This is a genomic window from Salipiger bermudensis (genome assembly GCF_019801965.1).
GTDB classification, from domain to species: domain Bacteria; phylum Pseudomonadota; class Alphaproteobacteria; order Rhodobacterales; family Rhodobacteraceae; genus Salipiger; species Salipiger bermudensis_A.
On record NZ_JAHVIA010000013.1, the window covers coordinates 37,983 to 54,394 of the forward strand.

Annotated in this window: 14 protein-coding genes; 1 reads left to right on the forward strand and 13 read right to left on the reverse strand. The window is 66.9% G+C overall.

The window, feature by feature from the left end; all coding sequences use genetic code 11:
* Positions 1–133 precede the first annotated feature (133 nt).
* The 10 genes from KUV62_RS21860 to cyoA all read right to left on the reverse strand — a co-directional run bounded on the left by KUV62_RS21860 (position 134) and on the right by cyoA (position 11,377).
* Positions 134–1,195, reverse strand: coding sequence for a 3-carboxy-cis,cis-muconate cycloisomerase (locus KUV62_RS21860; protein ID WP_222605881.1), 1,062 nt, complete (start codon positions 1,193–1,195; stop codon positions 134–136).
* An 81-nt stretch (positions 1,196–1,276) separates the two neighbouring features.
* Positions 1,277–2,473, reverse strand: coding sequence for an OpgC family protein (locus tag KUV62_RS21865; protein WP_222605882.1), 1,197 nt, complete (start codon positions 2,471–2,473; stop codon positions 1,277–1,279).
* Positions 2,460–4,247, reverse strand: a complete 1,788-nt coding sequence (gene mdoH, locus KUV62_RS21870) for a glucans biosynthesis glucosyltransferase MdoH (protein WP_222605883.1) — start codon at positions 4,245–4,247, stop codon at positions 2,460–2,462. The genes KUV62_RS21865 and mdoH overlap by 14 nt, the downstream gene beginning before the upstream one ends.
* A gap of 11 nt (positions 4,248–4,258) precedes the next feature.
* Entirely contained in the window at positions 4,259–4,408 is a 150-nt protein-coding gene (locus tag KUV62_RS21875) for a hypothetical protein (protein WP_222605884.1), read from the reverse strand.
* Between the two features lie 14 nt (positions 4,409–4,422).
* A complete protein-coding gene (locus tag KUV62_RS21880) occupies positions 4,423–5,955 on the reverse strand; it encodes a glucan biosynthesis protein (RefSeq protein WP_261395830.1) in 1,533 nt (510 codons plus the stop codon).
* Positions 5,956–6,424: 469 nt separating this feature from the next.
* Positions 6,425–7,144, reverse strand: a complete 720-nt coding sequence (locus KUV62_RS21885; protein ID WP_222605886.1) for an SURF1 family protein — start codon at positions 7,142–7,144, stop codon at positions 6,425–6,427.
* Between the two features lie 64 nt (positions 7,145–7,208).
* Positions 7,209–7,592, reverse strand: coding sequence for a cytochrome o ubiquinol oxidase subunit IV (gene cyoD / locus KUV62_RS21890; protein ID WP_222605887.1), 384 nt, complete (start codon positions 7,590–7,592; stop codon positions 7,209–7,211).
* Entirely contained in the window at positions 7,592–8,251 is a 660-nt protein-coding gene (cyoC, locus tag KUV62_RS21895) for a cytochrome o ubiquinol oxidase subunit III (protein ID WP_222605888.1), read from the reverse strand. Before cyoC ends, cyoD begins: the two co-directional genes overlap by 1 nt.
* Positions 8,248–10,242 (reverse strand): cytochrome o ubiquinol oxidase subunit I, encoded by a 1,995-nt coding sequence (cyoB, locus tag KUV62_RS21900; protein WP_222605889.1) that lies wholly within the window; start codon positions 10,240–10,242, stop codon positions 8,248–8,250. The genes cyoC and cyoB overlap by 4 nt, the downstream gene beginning before the upstream one ends.
* Positions 10,232–11,377 (reverse strand): ubiquinol oxidase subunit II, encoded by a 1,146-nt coding sequence (cyoA, locus tag KUV62_RS21905; protein ID WP_222605890.1) that lies wholly within the window; start codon positions 11,375–11,377, stop codon positions 10,232–10,234. Before cyoA ends, cyoB begins: the two co-directional genes overlap by 11 nt.
* A gap of 396 nt (positions 11,378–11,773) precedes the next feature.
* Here cyoA and htpX point away from each other — a divergent pair, with 396 nt between their 5' ends.
* Positions 11,774–12,721, forward strand: a complete 948-nt coding sequence (gene htpX / locus KUV62_RS21910; RefSeq protein WP_222605891.1) for a zinc metalloprotease HtpX — start codon at positions 11,774–11,776, stop codon at positions 12,719–12,721.
* A gap of 32 nt (positions 12,722–12,753) precedes the next feature.
* Here htpX and KUV62_RS21915 read toward each other — a convergent pair whose 3' ends face one another.
* From KUV62_RS21915 to KUV62_RS21925, 3 genes are read right to left on the reverse strand one after another with little or no spacing between them, the layout of a single operon-like run.
* Positions 12,754–14,274 carry a PhnE/PtxC family ABC transporter permease gene (locus KUV62_RS21915; protein ID WP_222605892.1) on the reverse strand — a complete coding sequence of 507 codons (1,521 nt, stop codon included), beginning with the start codon at positions 14,272–14,274 and terminating at the stop codon, positions 12,754–12,756.
* Positions 14,243–14,905 carry an ATP-binding cassette domain-containing protein gene (locus tag KUV62_RS21920; RefSeq protein ID WP_222605893.1) on the reverse strand — a complete coding sequence of 221 codons (663 nt, stop codon included), beginning with the start codon at positions 14,903–14,905 and terminating at the stop codon, positions 14,243–14,245. Before KUV62_RS21920 ends, KUV62_RS21915 begins: the two co-directional genes overlap by 32 nt.
* The gene (locus KUV62_RS21925) at positions 14,902–15,759 is read right to left on the reverse strand and encodes a putative selenate ABC transporter substrate-binding protein (RefSeq protein WP_222605894.1); all 858 of its coding nucleotides are present in this window, start codon (positions 15,757–15,759) and stop codon (positions 14,902–14,904) included. Before KUV62_RS21925 ends, KUV62_RS21920 begins: the two co-directional genes overlap by 4 nt.
* Positions 15,760–16,412: the final 653 nt, after the last annotated feature.

Below are 16,412 nucleotides of genomic sequence, written 5' to 3' on the forward strand. Positions count from 1 at the left end.
GGCGATCTGATTGGGCTGGGCGCAAAGCTTTGAGGTCCTTCGGATGTGCTGGGGACAAAACACGGGTTCCTGTCGTCGGATTGCCGAGCCGCGCCCCATCGATAGGCGGCGTCGCGCGGACCAACCGTCAGGATCAGCCTCCGGGAGCCGCCCCGAGCCGGGTCACCTTGCCCGCGATGTCCTGCGCCACGGCGAGCGCGCGCGCCGTGGTCATCAGCATTTGCGGCAGCACCATCCATTCCAGCGTCCACGCCACCCCGGAGCGCTCCTGCTCGTGCAGCATGGCGTGGTGCATGGCGCTGACCTGCGTGGCGTTGTAGCGCGCCAGCGTCACCAGAAGCTCGGCCGCCACCGGGTTCTGCTTGTGCGGCATGGCAGAGGAGCCGCCGCCGCCCGAGAGCGCGACCTCCTCGATGCCCTGCTGCGCCATCAGCGCCATGTCGGTGCCGATCTTGCCCAGCGTGCCGGTCACCAGCGACAGGAAGGAGGCATAGCCCGCGATGCCCTCGCGCATGGCGTGCCACGCCTTTTCGGTCGGCGCGAGGCCCAGCTCCTGCGCGACCGCGGCGACCACCGCCTCGGCCTTGTCGCCAAGCGCCTTGCGGTCGCCCGAGGCGCCTCCGATCTGCACCCGCTCGACCTGCGGACGCAGCGCGGCGAGGCGCTCGCGGTGCCCCGAGAGTGGCAGGCGCCAGGCCAGAAGCCGGTCGCGTACGGTGATCTCGGTGGCGGCCTGCATCCGGGTGCGGCCCATCAGGGGGCTGTTGCCAAACCGCGCCTCGAGTGCCGCGAGCGCCTTGTCGAGCCCGGCAAGCCGCGCGTCGATCAGGGCCGACGCCTCGCGCAGCGTCAGCACCAGCGCGGTATCGACGACATCCTGGGAGGTGGCGCCCTTGTGAACCGCCTCGCCCGGCGCCAGCGCCTTGAGCTGTTTCACCAGACGCGGCACTGGCACGCCGTCCTGCGCCATGCCGGCGGCGATATCCGCGAAGTCGATCTCGGCGCTCTCGATGGCGGTGGCGGCCTGTGCGGCGGTCTCGGGATCGAAAAGCCCGGCGGCACCGCAGGCCCGCGACCAGGCCGCCTCGAAGGCGAGCATCTGCGCCATCTGACGCTCGGGCGAGAGCAGCGCGGCCATTTCGGGATCGTTGAACAGCCCCGACAGCCAGGGGTGGTCGAAAACGGCGCTGGTCATGGGCGTGCTCCTTGGTCGTGCCGCCCCGGTTTACTACGTTCCGGGGCGGATGACAGGGGCGCGAGCGCTATCGGCGGCGTTTCAGCTTCTGGCCCGCAGCGCCGTGGGCGGCATCTGCGGTACGATCTCCGTCGTGGCACGCGCGCCCTGCTTGCGGCGCTCGGCAAGCCACGCCACGCTGAGCATGATCACGAGCCCCACCGGCAGCACCAGCCACGCCATCGGCTCGGGATCGAGCATCGCGGCCATCAGGACCTGCAGCGCCAGCGAGGTCAGCGTGCCGACCGAGAACACGAGCAAGCCGTGCTTACCCAGGAGGCGCAGCGGCGCGGCGGCGGGCAGGCCGCAGATCTGGCGCACCTGCGGCAGGCAGGAGAGCACGTAGAACAGCGCCAGGGCGTGAAGCATGCGCGGCACCGCCACGAAGGTCTTGTCATGCGAGACGACGTGGAACGGCACGCCGGCGGCGCCGAGCTTGGCCATCTGGTGGTTCAGGAAGGTGCCGACCCCGGGCGCATAGCGCCATGCCAGCACCAGCGCCAGCCAGCCGAGAGCGAGCCAGAAGAGCCATCGCGAGACCGGCACGAAGCGGGTGCCCTTGCGGGCCTGGATGCCGGTCAGAAGCCCGGCGACGAACAGGATCTGCCAGGCGAACGGGTTGAAGAACCAGCCGCCGGGATTCGGGTGGTTGGGCAGGTTCAGCCGCCACAGCCCGGTGGCGAACCAGAGCCCGACCGACAGGCCGGCCAGCACCCAGGGGTGCCGCATCCCCAGCACGACGGCGAAGGGTGTCGCCAGCAGGAGCACGCTGTAGGCGGGCAGGATATTGACGTAGCCGATCTGGTGCAGCAGGGCCGGCAGCGCCGCGAGGGTCTCGCCCGGGCGCTCGAAGATGGCGCTGAGATTGTTCTTCTCGAGCAGCTCGGGCAGGCCGAACATCTCGGCCCCGGTGGCAAAGATTGCAATACCCCAGAAGGTCAGCAGGATGTGGGCGAGATAGAGCGTCCAAGCCCGCTTCCACACCGGCTCGGCGGCCGCGAGGAAGGGTTTGCGGGCGAAGCCGCCGGAATAGGCCAGCCCCGCCGCGATGCCGGACATGATGAAGAAGGCCTCCGCCGCGTCGGAGAAGCCGAGATTGCGGATGGTGAGGTATTCGTAGGGGTTCCCCGGGACGTGATCGACGAAGATCATCAGCAGCGCGAGGCCGCGGAAGGCATCGATCCGCGGGTCGCGCGCACGCTTGGGCGCCGGAATGGCGTTGGTGTCAGGCGGCGACATCGGCGGGCGCTCCGGTCGGAGGGGTGTCGGGCGCCTGCGTCGCCGGCACGTTGCGCCGCATCAGCGCGCGGTAGCGGGCGACCACGGGCGCCGGATGCGCCTCATCGGGCACGCGGAAGAGCGCGTGTGTTAGCGGGCGCGAGGTCCAGGCGATGAGCAGCGGTGCAAGGATCATCGGCACGCAGACCGGCAGAAGCCAGGGCACGAGATCCACCGAGAGCAGGTAAACCGAGGCCAGGCCCACGACGCCGGTTGCGACGATCCAGGCGCTGGCCTTGAACGCCTCGCCAAGATCGAGACGGCCTTCGCCGCGCGCATTGGCGGGCCAGCCGCCATCGCGCCCCATGAAGACCTGCAGAACCGCGCGCAGCTGGTACATCATCATCACCGGCGCCATCAGCGAGCTGAGCACGATCTCGAGCACCAGCGAGGCCAGCGCCTTGCCGGTGCCGCCAAAGCCGCGCACGCGGCCGGTGAAGGCGGCGTCGACGAGGATGGCGAGCTTGGGCAGGATCAGGAGGCCCACGATGCCGATGGCCAGCGCGGTGATCTCCTTGGTGCGGTCGCTCGGGAAAACCGGGAACAGCTGGTTGGGCTCGGGGAAATAGTCTGGCGCGGGGGCCATCACGGTCGCCGCGATGGAGACCAGCAGGAAGCTCGCCCACAGCACAGAGACGACGTAGGAGAGGATCCCCTGGAAGAACACGAAGCGGCTCCACGGTGCGAGGCCCGGCGCCGCCAGCAGGCGGATGTGCTGCAGGTTGCCCTGGCACCAGCGGCGGTCGCGCTTGGCGTAGGAGAGCACGTTTTCCGGGCCTTCCTCGAACGATCCGCCAAGCGAATGATCGACCCGCACGCTCCAGCCGGCGCGGGCGAGCAGCGCCGCCTCCACGTAGTCATGGCTGAGGATGTGCCCGCCGAAGGGCGGCTTGCCGGTCAGTTCGGGCAGGGCGCAGCTCTCGGCGAAGGCGCGCACGCGGACGATGGCGTTGTGGCCCCAGAACGGGCCGGTGCTGCCCTGCATGCGCTCGAGCCCGCGGGTGAAGATCGGCCCGTGGAAGGCGGCGGCAAACTGCATGGCGCGGCCAAAAAGGGAATGCCCGCCGACAATGCGCGGCAGGGTCTGGAACAGGCCGAGCTTCGGGTCGGCCTGCATCTCGGCGATCATCGCGCGGAGAGTCTCGCCTTCCATCAGGCTGTCGGCGTCGAGAATGACGGCAAACTCGTAGGCTCCGCCGGAGCGGCGGATGAAATCCTCGATATTGCCAGCCTTGCGGCCAGAATTGTCGGTGCGGCGGCGGTAGAAGATGCGCCCCGGGCCGGGCTGCTTGGCGAGCAGTCGGTCAAATGCCGCGACCTCGGCGGCGGCGGCCTCGGGGTTCTGGGTGTCCGACAGCACCGCGACATCCGTCGTCAGTCCGGCTTGGGTGGCCGAGGCGTGCATCGCCTGAATGCGAGTGAAGGTGGCGACGGCATCCTCGTTGCAGATCGGCACAAGGATGACGGTCGGGGGCTGCTCGCCGACGATTTCGGGGCGCTTGCAGGCGCGGGCATGCGGCAGCCCGGTCAGGGCCAGCATCGCGCCCCAGGCCAGCCAGCCGGTGGTGACGAAGATGAGCAGGGTGCGCAGCCCGTCCCAAAGTCCGAAGCCGTCGGTGGCCCCGGCCTCGGCGACCAGCGCCGACGCGAGCGACGCCAGCAGCAGCGCGCAGGAAACCGCAAGCGTCCGGACGAGGACGGTCTGCCGGTCGGGGGCAGGGGCAGCTCTCTTCATCTGATGCAACCTCAGGCGCGCGAGCGCTTCCAGAACAGCCGCAGCAGCGACGACTCGGTCGACCGGGTGTCGGCCTCGAGGATCTGGCGCGGCATTTCGAGCGGCGCGGCGGGCGGTTCCCAGCCGGCCTCTGTCGTGGCTTGGTTCGGGGTCGTCTTCATGTCAGGCGTCTCGATCATTGCTTGATCCATTGATACAACCATGTCTCTGTTAGGGTTCGGCCGTAGCCCTTAAGGGAGGCCTTCAGCTCGACGGCTGATCGTGGCTCTCCCTCGACGTCGATCACGAGCCGCCAGATGTCGGTCCCGCTGATCCGCGACAGGGAGGTCTGCGTGACAGTTCCCTGTTGCACAGTGATTTCCGGTACAACCTCGGCATCCGGTGAAAGGTTCCGCAACAACCCACCGGCGAAATCTACCACGAACTTGCGCTCGTCGGTTTCCTTCTCGACGCCCGAGACACCACCCTCGCCGCTGCGGGTACGCAGCACTTGGCCAAGGTCTTCGCCGCGGTCGCCCGGCGGGGTCATGCCCCAGTGCAGGCGGTAGGAAAACTCCAGGGCATCGCCGGCGCGGGCCGGATCCTCGGGCACCCAATAGGCAACGATGTTGTCGTTGGCCTCGAGCTCGGTCGGGATCTCGAGAAGGCGCACGGTGCCCTTGCCCCAATTGCCCAGCGGCTGGACCATCAGCGACGGGCGCTTTTCGTAATGCGCCTGCGCGTCGAGGTACTGGTCAAACCCGCGCTCGCGCTGAACCAGTCCGAAGGAGGTCGGGTTCTCGGCGCCGAGATAGGAGCTGGCAAGGCGCGAGGGGTTCTTCAGCGGGCGGTAGAAGGTGGTCTCGCCCACGTTCATCACCAGCGCGCTGCTGTCATGCACGGCGGAGCGGTAATCGTAGAATGCGCCCGGATCGGCGCCGTCGAAGAGGAACATCGAGGTCAGCGGCGAGATGCCGAGCTGGGCGACGTCATTGCGCATGTAGAGCCGCGCGGTGACGTCCATCGTGGTGGTCTCGCCGGGCGTGATGACGAAACGGTAGGCGCCGGTGACCGAGTTGCTCTCGAGCGCGGCGTAGAGAGTCATGTGATCGCTTCCGGGCTGCGGCCGCTCAAGCCAGAACTCGGTGAAGCGCGGAAACTCCTCGCCGTCCGAGAGGCCGGTGTTGATCGCGAGGCCGCGGGCGCTGAGGCCGTAGACATTGTCCCGGCCCAGCGCGCGGAAATAGCTCGCGCCGAGGAAGGCCACGAGCTCGTCCCAGGTGTCGGCGCGGTTGAGCTGGTTGTGCAGGCGGAAGCCGGCGACGCCGGGCATGTCGAGATCCTGCGGCACCTCGCCCTCGTAGGACGAATAGTCGAAATCCTCGACGCCGAAGCCCATCGGCAGGGCCTGCCCGTCGACCACCTCGTGCATCCGGATCGGCTCCTTGAAGAGCCAGCCGAGGTGGAAGGCGTGCAGGCGGAAGCGGGCGGCCTCGTCCTCGGACCAGCGGGCGTGGTCCTTGTCGAAACGGATGCGCTGGTAGGCATCGTAGCCGAGCTCGGCAAGGAAGCCCTGCACCTGCGCCGGGCTCGCCGGGTCGGACTGGCTCGCCTGCTGCATGCGCTCGGAGAGCAGGTCGAAGGAGAAAGCCTCGCCGGCGGGCGCGGCCTGCTCGGGCGTCGCGGCCTCCTGCGCGAAGGCCGAGGGCGCCAGCAGGGCGGCGGGCATGGCGCTTCCGAGCGCCGCGATCATGGTGCGGCGGTTAAGCGTGGATCGAGTCTGGGCGCGAGCGGTCCGTTGCTCGGGGCGGGGCTGAGCTTGCAAGGGCATTTCTCGTTTCATGTCGTTGATCTCAAATTAAAGTCCGCTTCGCCGAGAAGACCATCCATCGCTGTCGCCATGCGCGTGCCCTTGCCGATGGGGCGCGGAACTGCGCTGATGACCGGCTTTGAACGCGTCAAATGACATAGTGGTTCCGACAAATCCGCGCTCAGGCGAGCGAAAACGCTCACAGTTTGGCCGGATGCGCGGAAAGTTGCACAACCTGGCCGAGAGCGACTCGCAAACGCCATGATTTTCAGCGATTTAAGGGGAGGGTGCCGGTTGTTTGGACCGGTTTGAATCCGGCGCCCCGCAGCGCCCTGACAGCAGGCTGTCGTCTCGGTTCGTGATGGTCATAGCCCCGCCAAACACCTCTTCAACGCGACCGCAGCTCCTGCCTGAGAATCAGCGCATAGCCGCTCAGCACCAATACGCCGAGTGCAAACCAAGTCAATGCATAGCTGAGATGGCTGTTTCGGAACGAAACGACAGTCTCTCCGCCGCGGGGCCAGACGTCGGAGGCGCCGCGCTCGGCATCGACGAAATACGGCGCGGCGCTTGCGAAGCCCTTGGTCACGGTGATCGAGCCGATATCGCGACGATACCAGAGTTGCTCGTCTGGGTTGTTGGCGCGCGAGAACAGCCATCCCTTGTCTTCCGACATACGCAGGAGGCCGGTGACGGTGGTCTCTCCCTCGATCCGCGAGATGTCGCCGGACTGGGCGCGCTCGAGCGGGACCACGCCGCGATTGACCATGACGATGGTGCCGTCGTCGCGCTCGAAGGGGGTCAGGACCCAGTCGGCGGGGCCGTAATTGGAGGGGGTGTAGATCATCACCTCCTCATCGTTGAGGAAGCGCCCGGTCAGGGTCACCCTGGTGTATTCGTCGTCCGCGGCGTTGATCGCGGGCCAGGCCTCCGGGCCGGGGGCCGGGACCGGCTCGGCGTGGATGCGGCTGTCGACGCGCTCGATCAGGTCGAGCTTCCAGTGCAGGCGCTGGATCTGCCAGATCCCGAGGCCGGTGAAGCCCATGATGCCGATGGCGGCGATCAGCGTGACGACGATCAGGCGGGGCCAGCGGACGGTGCGGGACATGGGGCAACCTCTGGAAAGCAGTCAGGGCCCCGCAGGGCCCTGACGGTTGATCTTGGATATAGGGTCAGCCCTGCTGGGACTGAAGGCTCTTCATCTGCTCGATCTGCTGATCCATCTCGTGCATCGGCATCATGTTCTCGTTCATGTTGTGCATGACCCAGAGCGAGCCGGCGAGCACGATGACGAGGATGATCACCGCGAAGATGGCAGCGAAGAAATTCCAGCCTTCCTCGCTCGAGCGCTTCAGGTGCAGGAAGTAGACCAGGTGCACGAGGATCTGCACCGCGCCCAGCCCCATGATGATCCCCACGAGGGTGGAGCGCGCCATGTCGACCTCGGCCATGACGAGGTAGAACGGGATGATGGTCAGGATCGCGGCGAGGGCGAAGCCGATCATCAGCTGGCCCATGGTGCCGTGGTCATGTGCGTGATGGGTATCGGCGGACATCAGATCAACCTCACGAGATAGACGAAGGAGAACACCCCGATCCAGACCAGATCGAGGAAGTGCCAGAACATCGACAGCGTGCCGAGACGCTGCATGTTCGGGCCGATGAGCCCGTGCATGCGGATCTGCACCATCAGGGTGATCAGCCAGATCAGGCCGCCCGTCACGTGCAGGCCGTGGGTGCCCACGAGCGCGAAGAACGACGACAGGAAGGCCGAGCGGTCGGGCCCGGCACCGAGATGGATCAGGTGGTTGAACTCGTAGATCTCCATCCCGATGAAGCCGGCGCCGAACAGCGCCGTCACCGCCAGCCACATCAGCGTGCCGTTGGTATCGGCCTTGCCGGCGCGCAGCATGGCGAGGCCGAAGGTCACCGACGAGAACAGCAGCAGCGCGGTTTCGATCGCGATGAAGCCGGGCTCGAACAGGTCCTTCGGGGCGGGCCCGCCGGCATAGTTACCGCCGAGCACCGCGTAGGTGGCGAAGAGTGCTCCGAAGATCACGCAGTCGCTCATCAGGTAGATCCAGAAGCCCACGGGGGTGGGGCTGGAATGGGCGTGGGCATCCTCGCGAGGCCGGGCCTCACGGGCATGATGCATCGGGCGTTCGGCCAGAGGCTCTACCATGGATTGCTCCTCCGCGTAGGTCGCGCTGCTCATGCGAGGGCTCCTTTCGCTTCGGTCTGACGCACTTCATCCGCAGGGATGTAGTAGTCGCGGTTGTAGTTGAAGGTGTGGGCGATCCCGATGGCGAGCATCGCGACGAAGGACGCGATGGCGAGCCACCAGATATACCAGACCATCGCGAAGCCGAAGATCAGCGCGAAGGCGGAGATCACCACGCCCGACGCCGTACCCTTCGGCATGTGGATCGGCTGGTAGTCGGTCGAGAACTGGTAGTTCTCCTTCTTCATTTGCCAGAACGCCTCGCGGCCGACGACGCTGATGTCCTCGGGGAAGTTGTAGGGCGCCGGCGGCGACTGGGTCGCCCACTCGAGGGTGCGCGCATCCCAGGGATCGTTGCCGCAGGCAAGGCGCTTGCGGTCGCGGATCGAGACGTAGAAGTTCATGAAGTTGCACAGGATGCCGGCGAGGATCAGCACCGCGCCGATGGCGGCGACGATGAAGTAGGGCTGCCAAGCCGCATCCGGGTAGCTGTTCATGCGGCGGGTGACGCCCATCAGGCCAAGCGCGTAGAGCGGCATGAAGGCAACGTAGAAGCCCACGAACCACAGCCAGAAGGCGCGCTTGCCCCAGACTTCGTCAAGCTTGAAGCCGAAGGCTTTCGGCCACCAGTAGGTGACGCCGGCGAACACCGCGAACACCACGCCGCCGATGATGACGTTGTGGAAGTGCGCGATCAGGAACAGCGTATTGTGCAGCTGGAAGTCGACCGGCGGGATCGCCAGCATGACGCCGGTCATGCCGCCGATGGTGAAGGTCACCAGGAAGCCGATGGTCCAGAGCATCGGCACCTCGAGCCGCACGCGGCCCTTGTACATGGTGAACAGCCAGTTGAAGATCTTTACGCCGGTGGGCACCGCGATGATCATCGTGGTGATGCCGAAGAACGTGTTGACGTTCGCCCCGGAGCCCATGGTGAAGAAGTGGTGCAGCCACACGATGAAGCTCAGCACCATGATGCAGCCGGTGGCCCAGACCATCGTGCGGTAGCCGAAGATCGGTTTGCGCGAGAAGGTCGAGACGATCTCCGAGATGATGCCGAAGCAGGGGATGATGAGGATGTAGACCTCGGGGTGACCCCAGATCCAGATCAGGTTCACATACATCATGGCGTTGCCGCCGAAGTCGTTGGTGAAGAACCGGAAGTCCATGTAGCGGTCGAGCGTCAGCAGCGCGAGCGTGGCGGTCAGCACCGGGAAGGCGGCGACGATCAGCACGTTGGTGATCAGCGCGGTCCAGGTGAAGATCGGCATGTCCATCAGCTTCATGCCCGGCGCGCGCATCTTCACGATCGTGGCGATCATGTTGATGCCCGACAGGGTCGTGCCGACACCGGCGATCTGCAGCGCCCAGAGATAGTAGTCCATCCCCGGCCCGGTGCTGTAATTCGCCCCCGACAGGGGCGGGAAGGCCAGCCAGCCGACGCGGGCGAACTCACCCACGAAAAGCGAGATGTTGACCAGCAGCGCCCCGGCCACCGTCATCCACAGCGAGAAGTTGTTGAGGAACGGGAAGGCCACGTCGCGGGCGCCGATCTGCAGCGGCATGACGTAGTTCATGAAGCCGGTGATGAAGGCCATTGCCACGAAGAAGATCATGATCACGCCGTGGGCGGTGAAGACCTGGTCGTAGTGATGCGGGGGCAACCAGCCCTCGCTGCCACCGGCGGCCATCGCCTGCTGGCCGCGCATCATCAGCGCGTCTGCGAAGCCGCGCACCATCATGATGAAGGCGAGCACCATGTACATGATGCCGATCTTCTTGTGGTCCACCGTGGTGACCCAGTTCTTCCAGAACGGCACCCAGAGGCGGAAATAGGTCATCAGCGCGAAGACCAGCAGGCCGCCGAGGGCGACGCCGGCGAAGGTGCCGATGAGGATGGGCTCGTGGATCGGGATCCAGTCGAGCGTCAGCCGACCGAAGATCGGCGAAAAGGTTTCAGCCGGTTGGATGTGCTCAGATGCCATTGGTTTCTTTCTCCGTCTGAGTCCCGAACGGGCTGCAGAGCGCGTTGGGATCCATTGCCAGAACGTAGGCGAGGCCGTTGGGCTGCTCGGTGCCGTTCAGGGCTTCGTGGTCGGTGCCATGCTCGGTGCCGTGGCCGCCGCCGTGGCTTTCCAGCGGGGGCAGCTCGATGCGGTTGCCGAAGCCGTCGATGGTGCGGGCGCGGTCGTAGCTGTAGGCCGCCGCATCGCCGACGCCGTCGAGGCCGCCGCCGCCCATGTCGTCGACCATCATCATGTGGCCCATGCAGACCTTGCCCTCTTCCACGCACATCTCGACGATGCGGCCGAAAAGGCCGTCTTCCACCGAGCCGTAATGGCTCACCGGGACGTTCATGCTCGGCTCTTCGAGCGCGAGATAGGTCTCGCGGGTCAGCGGCCCGGCCTCGGCGCGGATGCCCTCGACCCAGGCGTCGAACTCTTCGTCGCTGGTGGCGGTGGTGTCGAACACCATGCCGGCGAAGCCGGGGCCCGAGTAATGCGCGCTTCGGCCCGGGTAGACGCCTTCCTCATCGGCGATGAGGTGCAGCTTCGTCTCCATGCCGGCCATCGAGTAGACCATGCCGCCGAGCGCCGGGATCGACAGGGTGTTCATCACCGTCGAGGAGCTCAGGCTGAAATTGATCGGACGGCCTGCGGGCACGACGAGCTCGTTGACCGAGGCGATGCCCTGCTCGGGATAGATGAACAGCCATTTCCAGTCGAGCGACACCGCCTGGATCTCGACCGGCGCGCCGGCCTCGAGGTGATCGAGCGGGCGGTAGGGGTCGAGCCGGTGGGTGTAGACGTAGGTGTAGTAGCCAAGCGCCACGATGATCAGGATCGGAACGCCCCAGACCACCGCCTCGAGCTTGTTGGAATGCTCGAACTCGGGATCGTAGTCGGAGGTGTCCTCGCGGTCGGCGCGATACTTCAGCGGGAAGTAGACCGACATGAACAGGACGGGGAGGATGACGATAAGCATGAGCAGGACGGAGATGATCAGCAGGTCGCGCTGCTGATCTCCGACCCAGCCCGCCGGTGACAGGACGTCGTACTGACAGCCGGAAAGCGCGAAAGCGCCTGCCGCGGCCAGCAGCAGATTTCGGGTTCTATACAAGACTGTGCCTCTTCTTCGGTGCCGGTTCCGCGGGCGAAAGGGGGGAGAGCCCACGGGCCGAGCCGCTGTTTGCAGGGCGCGATCTAACGCGGTCCCCGTGCGCGGTCAGTGCGACGCACGGTCGCGACACGGGCCGAAAGGGCCAAATTTCACAGGGATTTGAGAAATGATAACTGGGCCGTGCATCATTTGTACGCAAAAGATGACAGATCGACGCAGCTTTTCGGGCGAGCGCAGGCGGGCAGGCTCCCCGCTCGCGGTCGCCGCGGTGGTTTCGCGACTCACGTGGAACAGCGCACCGGCCGCAAGGCGGCGCCGGGTGGCGCATTGTGCCGGCGCGGGCGCACCCTATATCTGTCTCGTTCTAGCCCTGTCGGTAACAGAGAGGTCCGCACCGTGGGATATTTCAAGACTGCGCTGCTGATGGCCGCGATGACGGCGCTCTTCATGGGGCTCGGCTACCTGCTGGGCGGGTCGGGCGGCATGGTGATCGCGCTGGTGGTCGCCGGCGCGATGAACGCTTTCACCTGGTGGTCGTCGGACAAGATGGTGCTGAAGATGCACAACGCCCGGCCGGTGAGCGGCAATGACCGCACCGGGCTGGTCCAGCTGACGGCGGATCTGGCGCGCAACGCCGATCTGCCGGTGCCGGCGGTCTATGTCATCGACACGCCGCAACCCAACGCCTTCGCCACCGGGCGCAACCCGCAGAACGCCGCCGTGGCGGTGACGACAGGGCTCATGCAGCGCCTCTCGCGCGAAGAGCTGGCGGGGGTGATCGCGCACGAGCTCGCGCATATCAAGAACCACGACACCACCATCATGACCGTCACCGCGACCTTCGCAGGTGCGATCTCGATGCTGGCGAACTTCGCGCTGTTCTTCGGCGGCCGGCGCGAGAACGGGCTCGGCATCGTCGGGACCATCGCGATGATGTTCCTCGCCCCGATCGCCGCCGCGCTGGTGCAGATGGCGATCAGCCGGACCCGCGAATACGCCGCCGACAAGGCCGGGGCGCAGATCTGCGGCGATCCGATGTGGCTGGCCTCGGCGCTGGCGCAGATCCAGTCCGCCGCCTCGCGCATCGACAACGACGCCGCAGAGCGCAACCCGGCCACCGCGCATATGTTCATCATCAACCCGCTGCACGCCCACAAGCGCGACAACCTCTTCGCCACCCACCCGGCGACCGAGAACCGCATCGCCGCGCTGCGCCAGCTCGCCTCCGAGATGGGCACGGGCGGCGCCCGTGTGCCCGAGCCGCCGCGCGGCCCGTCCTCCTCGGCACCCTGGGGCGGGGGCAGCCGTCCGCCGTCGCGTGATCGCTCCGGGCCCTGGGGGTGATCAGCGGCTGATCCTCGGGCTGACCCGGCGGATCAGCAGCACTCGTCGCGGAAGTGGCGCGCCTCGCCGCGTCCGGTGCGCCGCCGCAGGCCACGCGAGATCCGGTCGACCGCGGCGGTGAGCAGGCCGGTCACCAGCAGAAGCACCAGCGCCCGGTCAAGCCGCAGCTCGGCCAGTGCGCTGTCGATGTAGAAGCCCAGCGTGGCGATGCCCAAGAGGCCCATCACCGCTGTCTCGCGCAGGATGATCTCCCAGCGATAGAGGCAGAGCGCGATGAACGGCCCCGAGAGCCTCGGCGCCAGCTCCCAGCCCCAGAGCGTCAGCCCGCGCGGCGCGTCGCGGCGCAGGCTTGGCAGGATCTCCTCGCCCTCGCGGCCCAGCAGATGCGCGATGATTGCGCCGTTGTGCAGCGCCAGCGCAAGGATCGCTGGCAGCATCGAGGGCCCGAAGACCTGCAGGAAGAGATAGGCCAGCATGTATTCCGGGAAGCTGCGCAGGATCACCAGCCCGAGGTGCCCCACCATCCGCCCCGCCCGCGAGGTCACCCGCGGCACGATCAGCCCGAACCCCGCGAAGGCCAGCGCGCCCGTCAGCGCCAGCGCGATCTGCGCCACCAGCACCGTGGCGATGATTCCGGGCAGCGCCTCGCTCACAAGCAGCGGGCGCAGCCACTCCCAGAGCGCCGCCCCGTCCCAGCCGTCGCGCAGCGGTGCCGGGACGATATCCTGCGTGAGAAAGCGCATCAGCGCGCCAGAGCCCATCGGCGGGCTCTTGATCAGCGACAGCGTGACGACCGAGGCCAGCAGCCAGAGCGGCGCCAGCGCCGGGCGCATCCAGAGCCGGATCGTGGCGATCAGCACCACGTAGCAGATCATGATTGCCGAGGCCGCGCCGTAATCGCCAAGCCGGAAGAAGCTGTCGAGCTGGAAGCCCAGCGTCGGCAGGCCGACGAAGCCAAGCACGGCGCTCGCCCTCATGCCGCATTCGAGCCGGTAGAGCGTGTAATGCTTCATCACCGCAAGCGCGAGCGGCGCGCGGGCATAGAGAAAGCGCGACAGCGCGTCGGTGCCGCGGGGCAAGACCTGCGCCGGGCGCGGGTCGGCCTCGTCGAGCTGTTCGGAGAAGACCTTGGCGAAGATCCCGGCATAGGGCAGGGCGATTGCCAGCACGCCGGTCATCGGCGCAATGCCCATCACCTGCATCAGCATCAACGCCCAGAACAGCTCGTGCACCGAGCGCAGCGCGATGCAGAGCCAGCGCACCCCGCGCAGATGGTAGAACGGCGCCAGCACCAGCCCCGCCGAGGCACCGGCGGCGACGCCGGCCACCGCGAAGGCCACCGTCAGCCAGATGGCGCGGCCGATCTGCTCGACGGCGGAGAAATCGGGGCGCAGGAAACCCGAGAACATCCGCGCCAGCGCCGCACCGGCATCGTGGCTGCCGAGGCTCAGGTCGGCAAAGGGCAGCGCCAGCAGCGCCAGCGCAAGGAACAGCGTCAGGACCCGCGGCCGGGTCCAGCGCTCAGCCTGCGTAGAGCGCGGCAATCTCGGCATCGCTCAGATCCCCTGGGGCGGCGTCAAACAGGATGGCTCCGCGGCGGATGCCCACCAGCCGCGTGGCGAAGCGGCGCGCCAGCGTCACGTCATGCAGCGCCAGCATCGCGGTCTCGAACCGCGCCTGGGCCTGCTCGAGCAACACGCCGGCCTGCGTCTCGTCGACCGCCGAGACCGGCTCATCGCCAATCAGCACGGAGCCGCCGCGCCACCAGGCCCGCGCCAGCGCCACGCGCTGCTTCTGCCCGCCAGACAGCGCATGCACCGGGCGGTCGATCTCGTCGGAAAGCCCCACCGCCGCCAGGACCTCGGCCACGCCGGCGCGATCGTGTGCCCGCACTCTTAGCAGGTTGGTGAGGTTGTAGAGCGCCCCGTGATCGTCGAGGCGCCCCATCAGCACGTTGCGCAGCACCGACAGCTGCGGCACCAGCGCGTGATCCTGCGGCACGAGCGCCACGCGATGCGCCGGCGCCAGCCGGTCATGCACCGCGTTCAGCAGCGTGGACTTGCCCGCGCCGCTGCGGCCGAGCAGCACGACGCGCTCGCCCGGGGCAAGCGCGAAGCTCACCTCGGGCAGAACCGCCCTGCGCCCGTAGCCGAGCGTCTCGTTGTCGAGGATCGTCAGGCTCATTCGATCAGGCCGAGCTCCTTGGCGGTGTCCTCGATCGGCTGGAAGTCCTCGTTGGCGGCGGGGATGAAGGCCTCGCGCGGGAAGGTTGCCAGCAGCTCGGGATCGTCCATGCCGATCAGCGCCGCCTGAACCTTGTCGGCAAAGCCCTCGCCGAAGCGCGCATCGACATCGCCGCGGATGGTCCAGTTGTAGTCGGGGTAGGGCGGGGTCTGCCAGATCACCTTGGCGGTCTCGACCTCGGGCGCGCCTTCCTCGACGGCCTTGTCATAGACGGCGAAGTTCAGCGCTCCGATCTGCCAAGCGCCGGAGGCCACCAGCCGCAGGGTCTGCGAGTGATCGCCGGAGAAGCCCACGCGGTCGAAGAACGCCTCGGGCGCCTCGCCGGTCTCTTCGCGAATCCAGTATTCCGGCATCAGGCGACCGGAGGTCGAGGTCTTGGCGCCGAAGGTGAAGGACATGCCCTTCGCGTCTTCCGGGAAGGTTTCCGACGGTTCGAGCCCGGTCTCGGTATTGGCGATGAAGTAGCTCACGAAGATCGGGTCTTCCTTGCCCTGCGCGATGGCGCGGGCCTCCGGCACGGCGAGCCGGGCCTGAACGCCGGTCAGGCCGCCGAACCAGGCGAGCTGGATCTGGTCATTGCGAAAGGCGGTGACCGAGGTGGCGTAGCTCTTCACCGGCACGAATTCGACATCGACGCCGAGCTCGCCCTCGAGATAGTCAGCGACCTTGGAGAAGCGCTCGACCAGCCGGGTCTCGTCCTCGTCGGGGATGGCGGAGAAATACAGCGTCTGGGCCGAGGCGCCGAGCGCGGTCGTGAGGGAGAGCGCGAGGGCGAGGGAGGCGGTACGGATCATCGAACGGGTTCCGGGTCTGTTGTCAGGAGGGGGCCCTGGGGCACCTGCCGGTTGCCTGCGAGTTTTCCGGCAAAAATGCAAGCGACCTTGCCCGCTGCGCAGCTGATCCGAAGGCGCGGCACGGGCGCTCGGGGGCGCTCCCGAGCCCCCGGATGTGGCCCGGATCGGAGGGGCGAAACGCGCGCTCCGAATGAGCCCCATATATACTGTGTTTCCGTGTCGCGAAGGGAGCGGTGATTTCGGGGATGAAATGGGGGTGTCGGCGCCGGACGGCGACTCGCAGCAGTTTCGCGCGAGAGCCCTGGGCGACGGATCGGCGCGAGTCGGGGCGAGTCAGCCGCTTCGAGCACCGGTGACTCGCCGTCGAAAAGAGGCACGAGTCGGGGCCTTTTGTGGTTCGGAATGTTAGCGACCCCAATATGTAGATCCGAGTCCGCTCCGGTCCGCCTCTCTGACGACTCGGGGGTTGTGTCTTGCCCTTGGGTCAGGGCGGTTTTGGGTGGTTGTCTTTCAGAAAATCGCGTTTCTAAATCGTTGTATTTATTATATTTTGCTAGTGATTTTGGAAAATCATGACGTTTTCCTAAAAAAGGGGTTGCGGGTGTTGGGAGGTATCCGTAAAAGCCCCTTCACCGGCGGCGCTGAGGCGCACG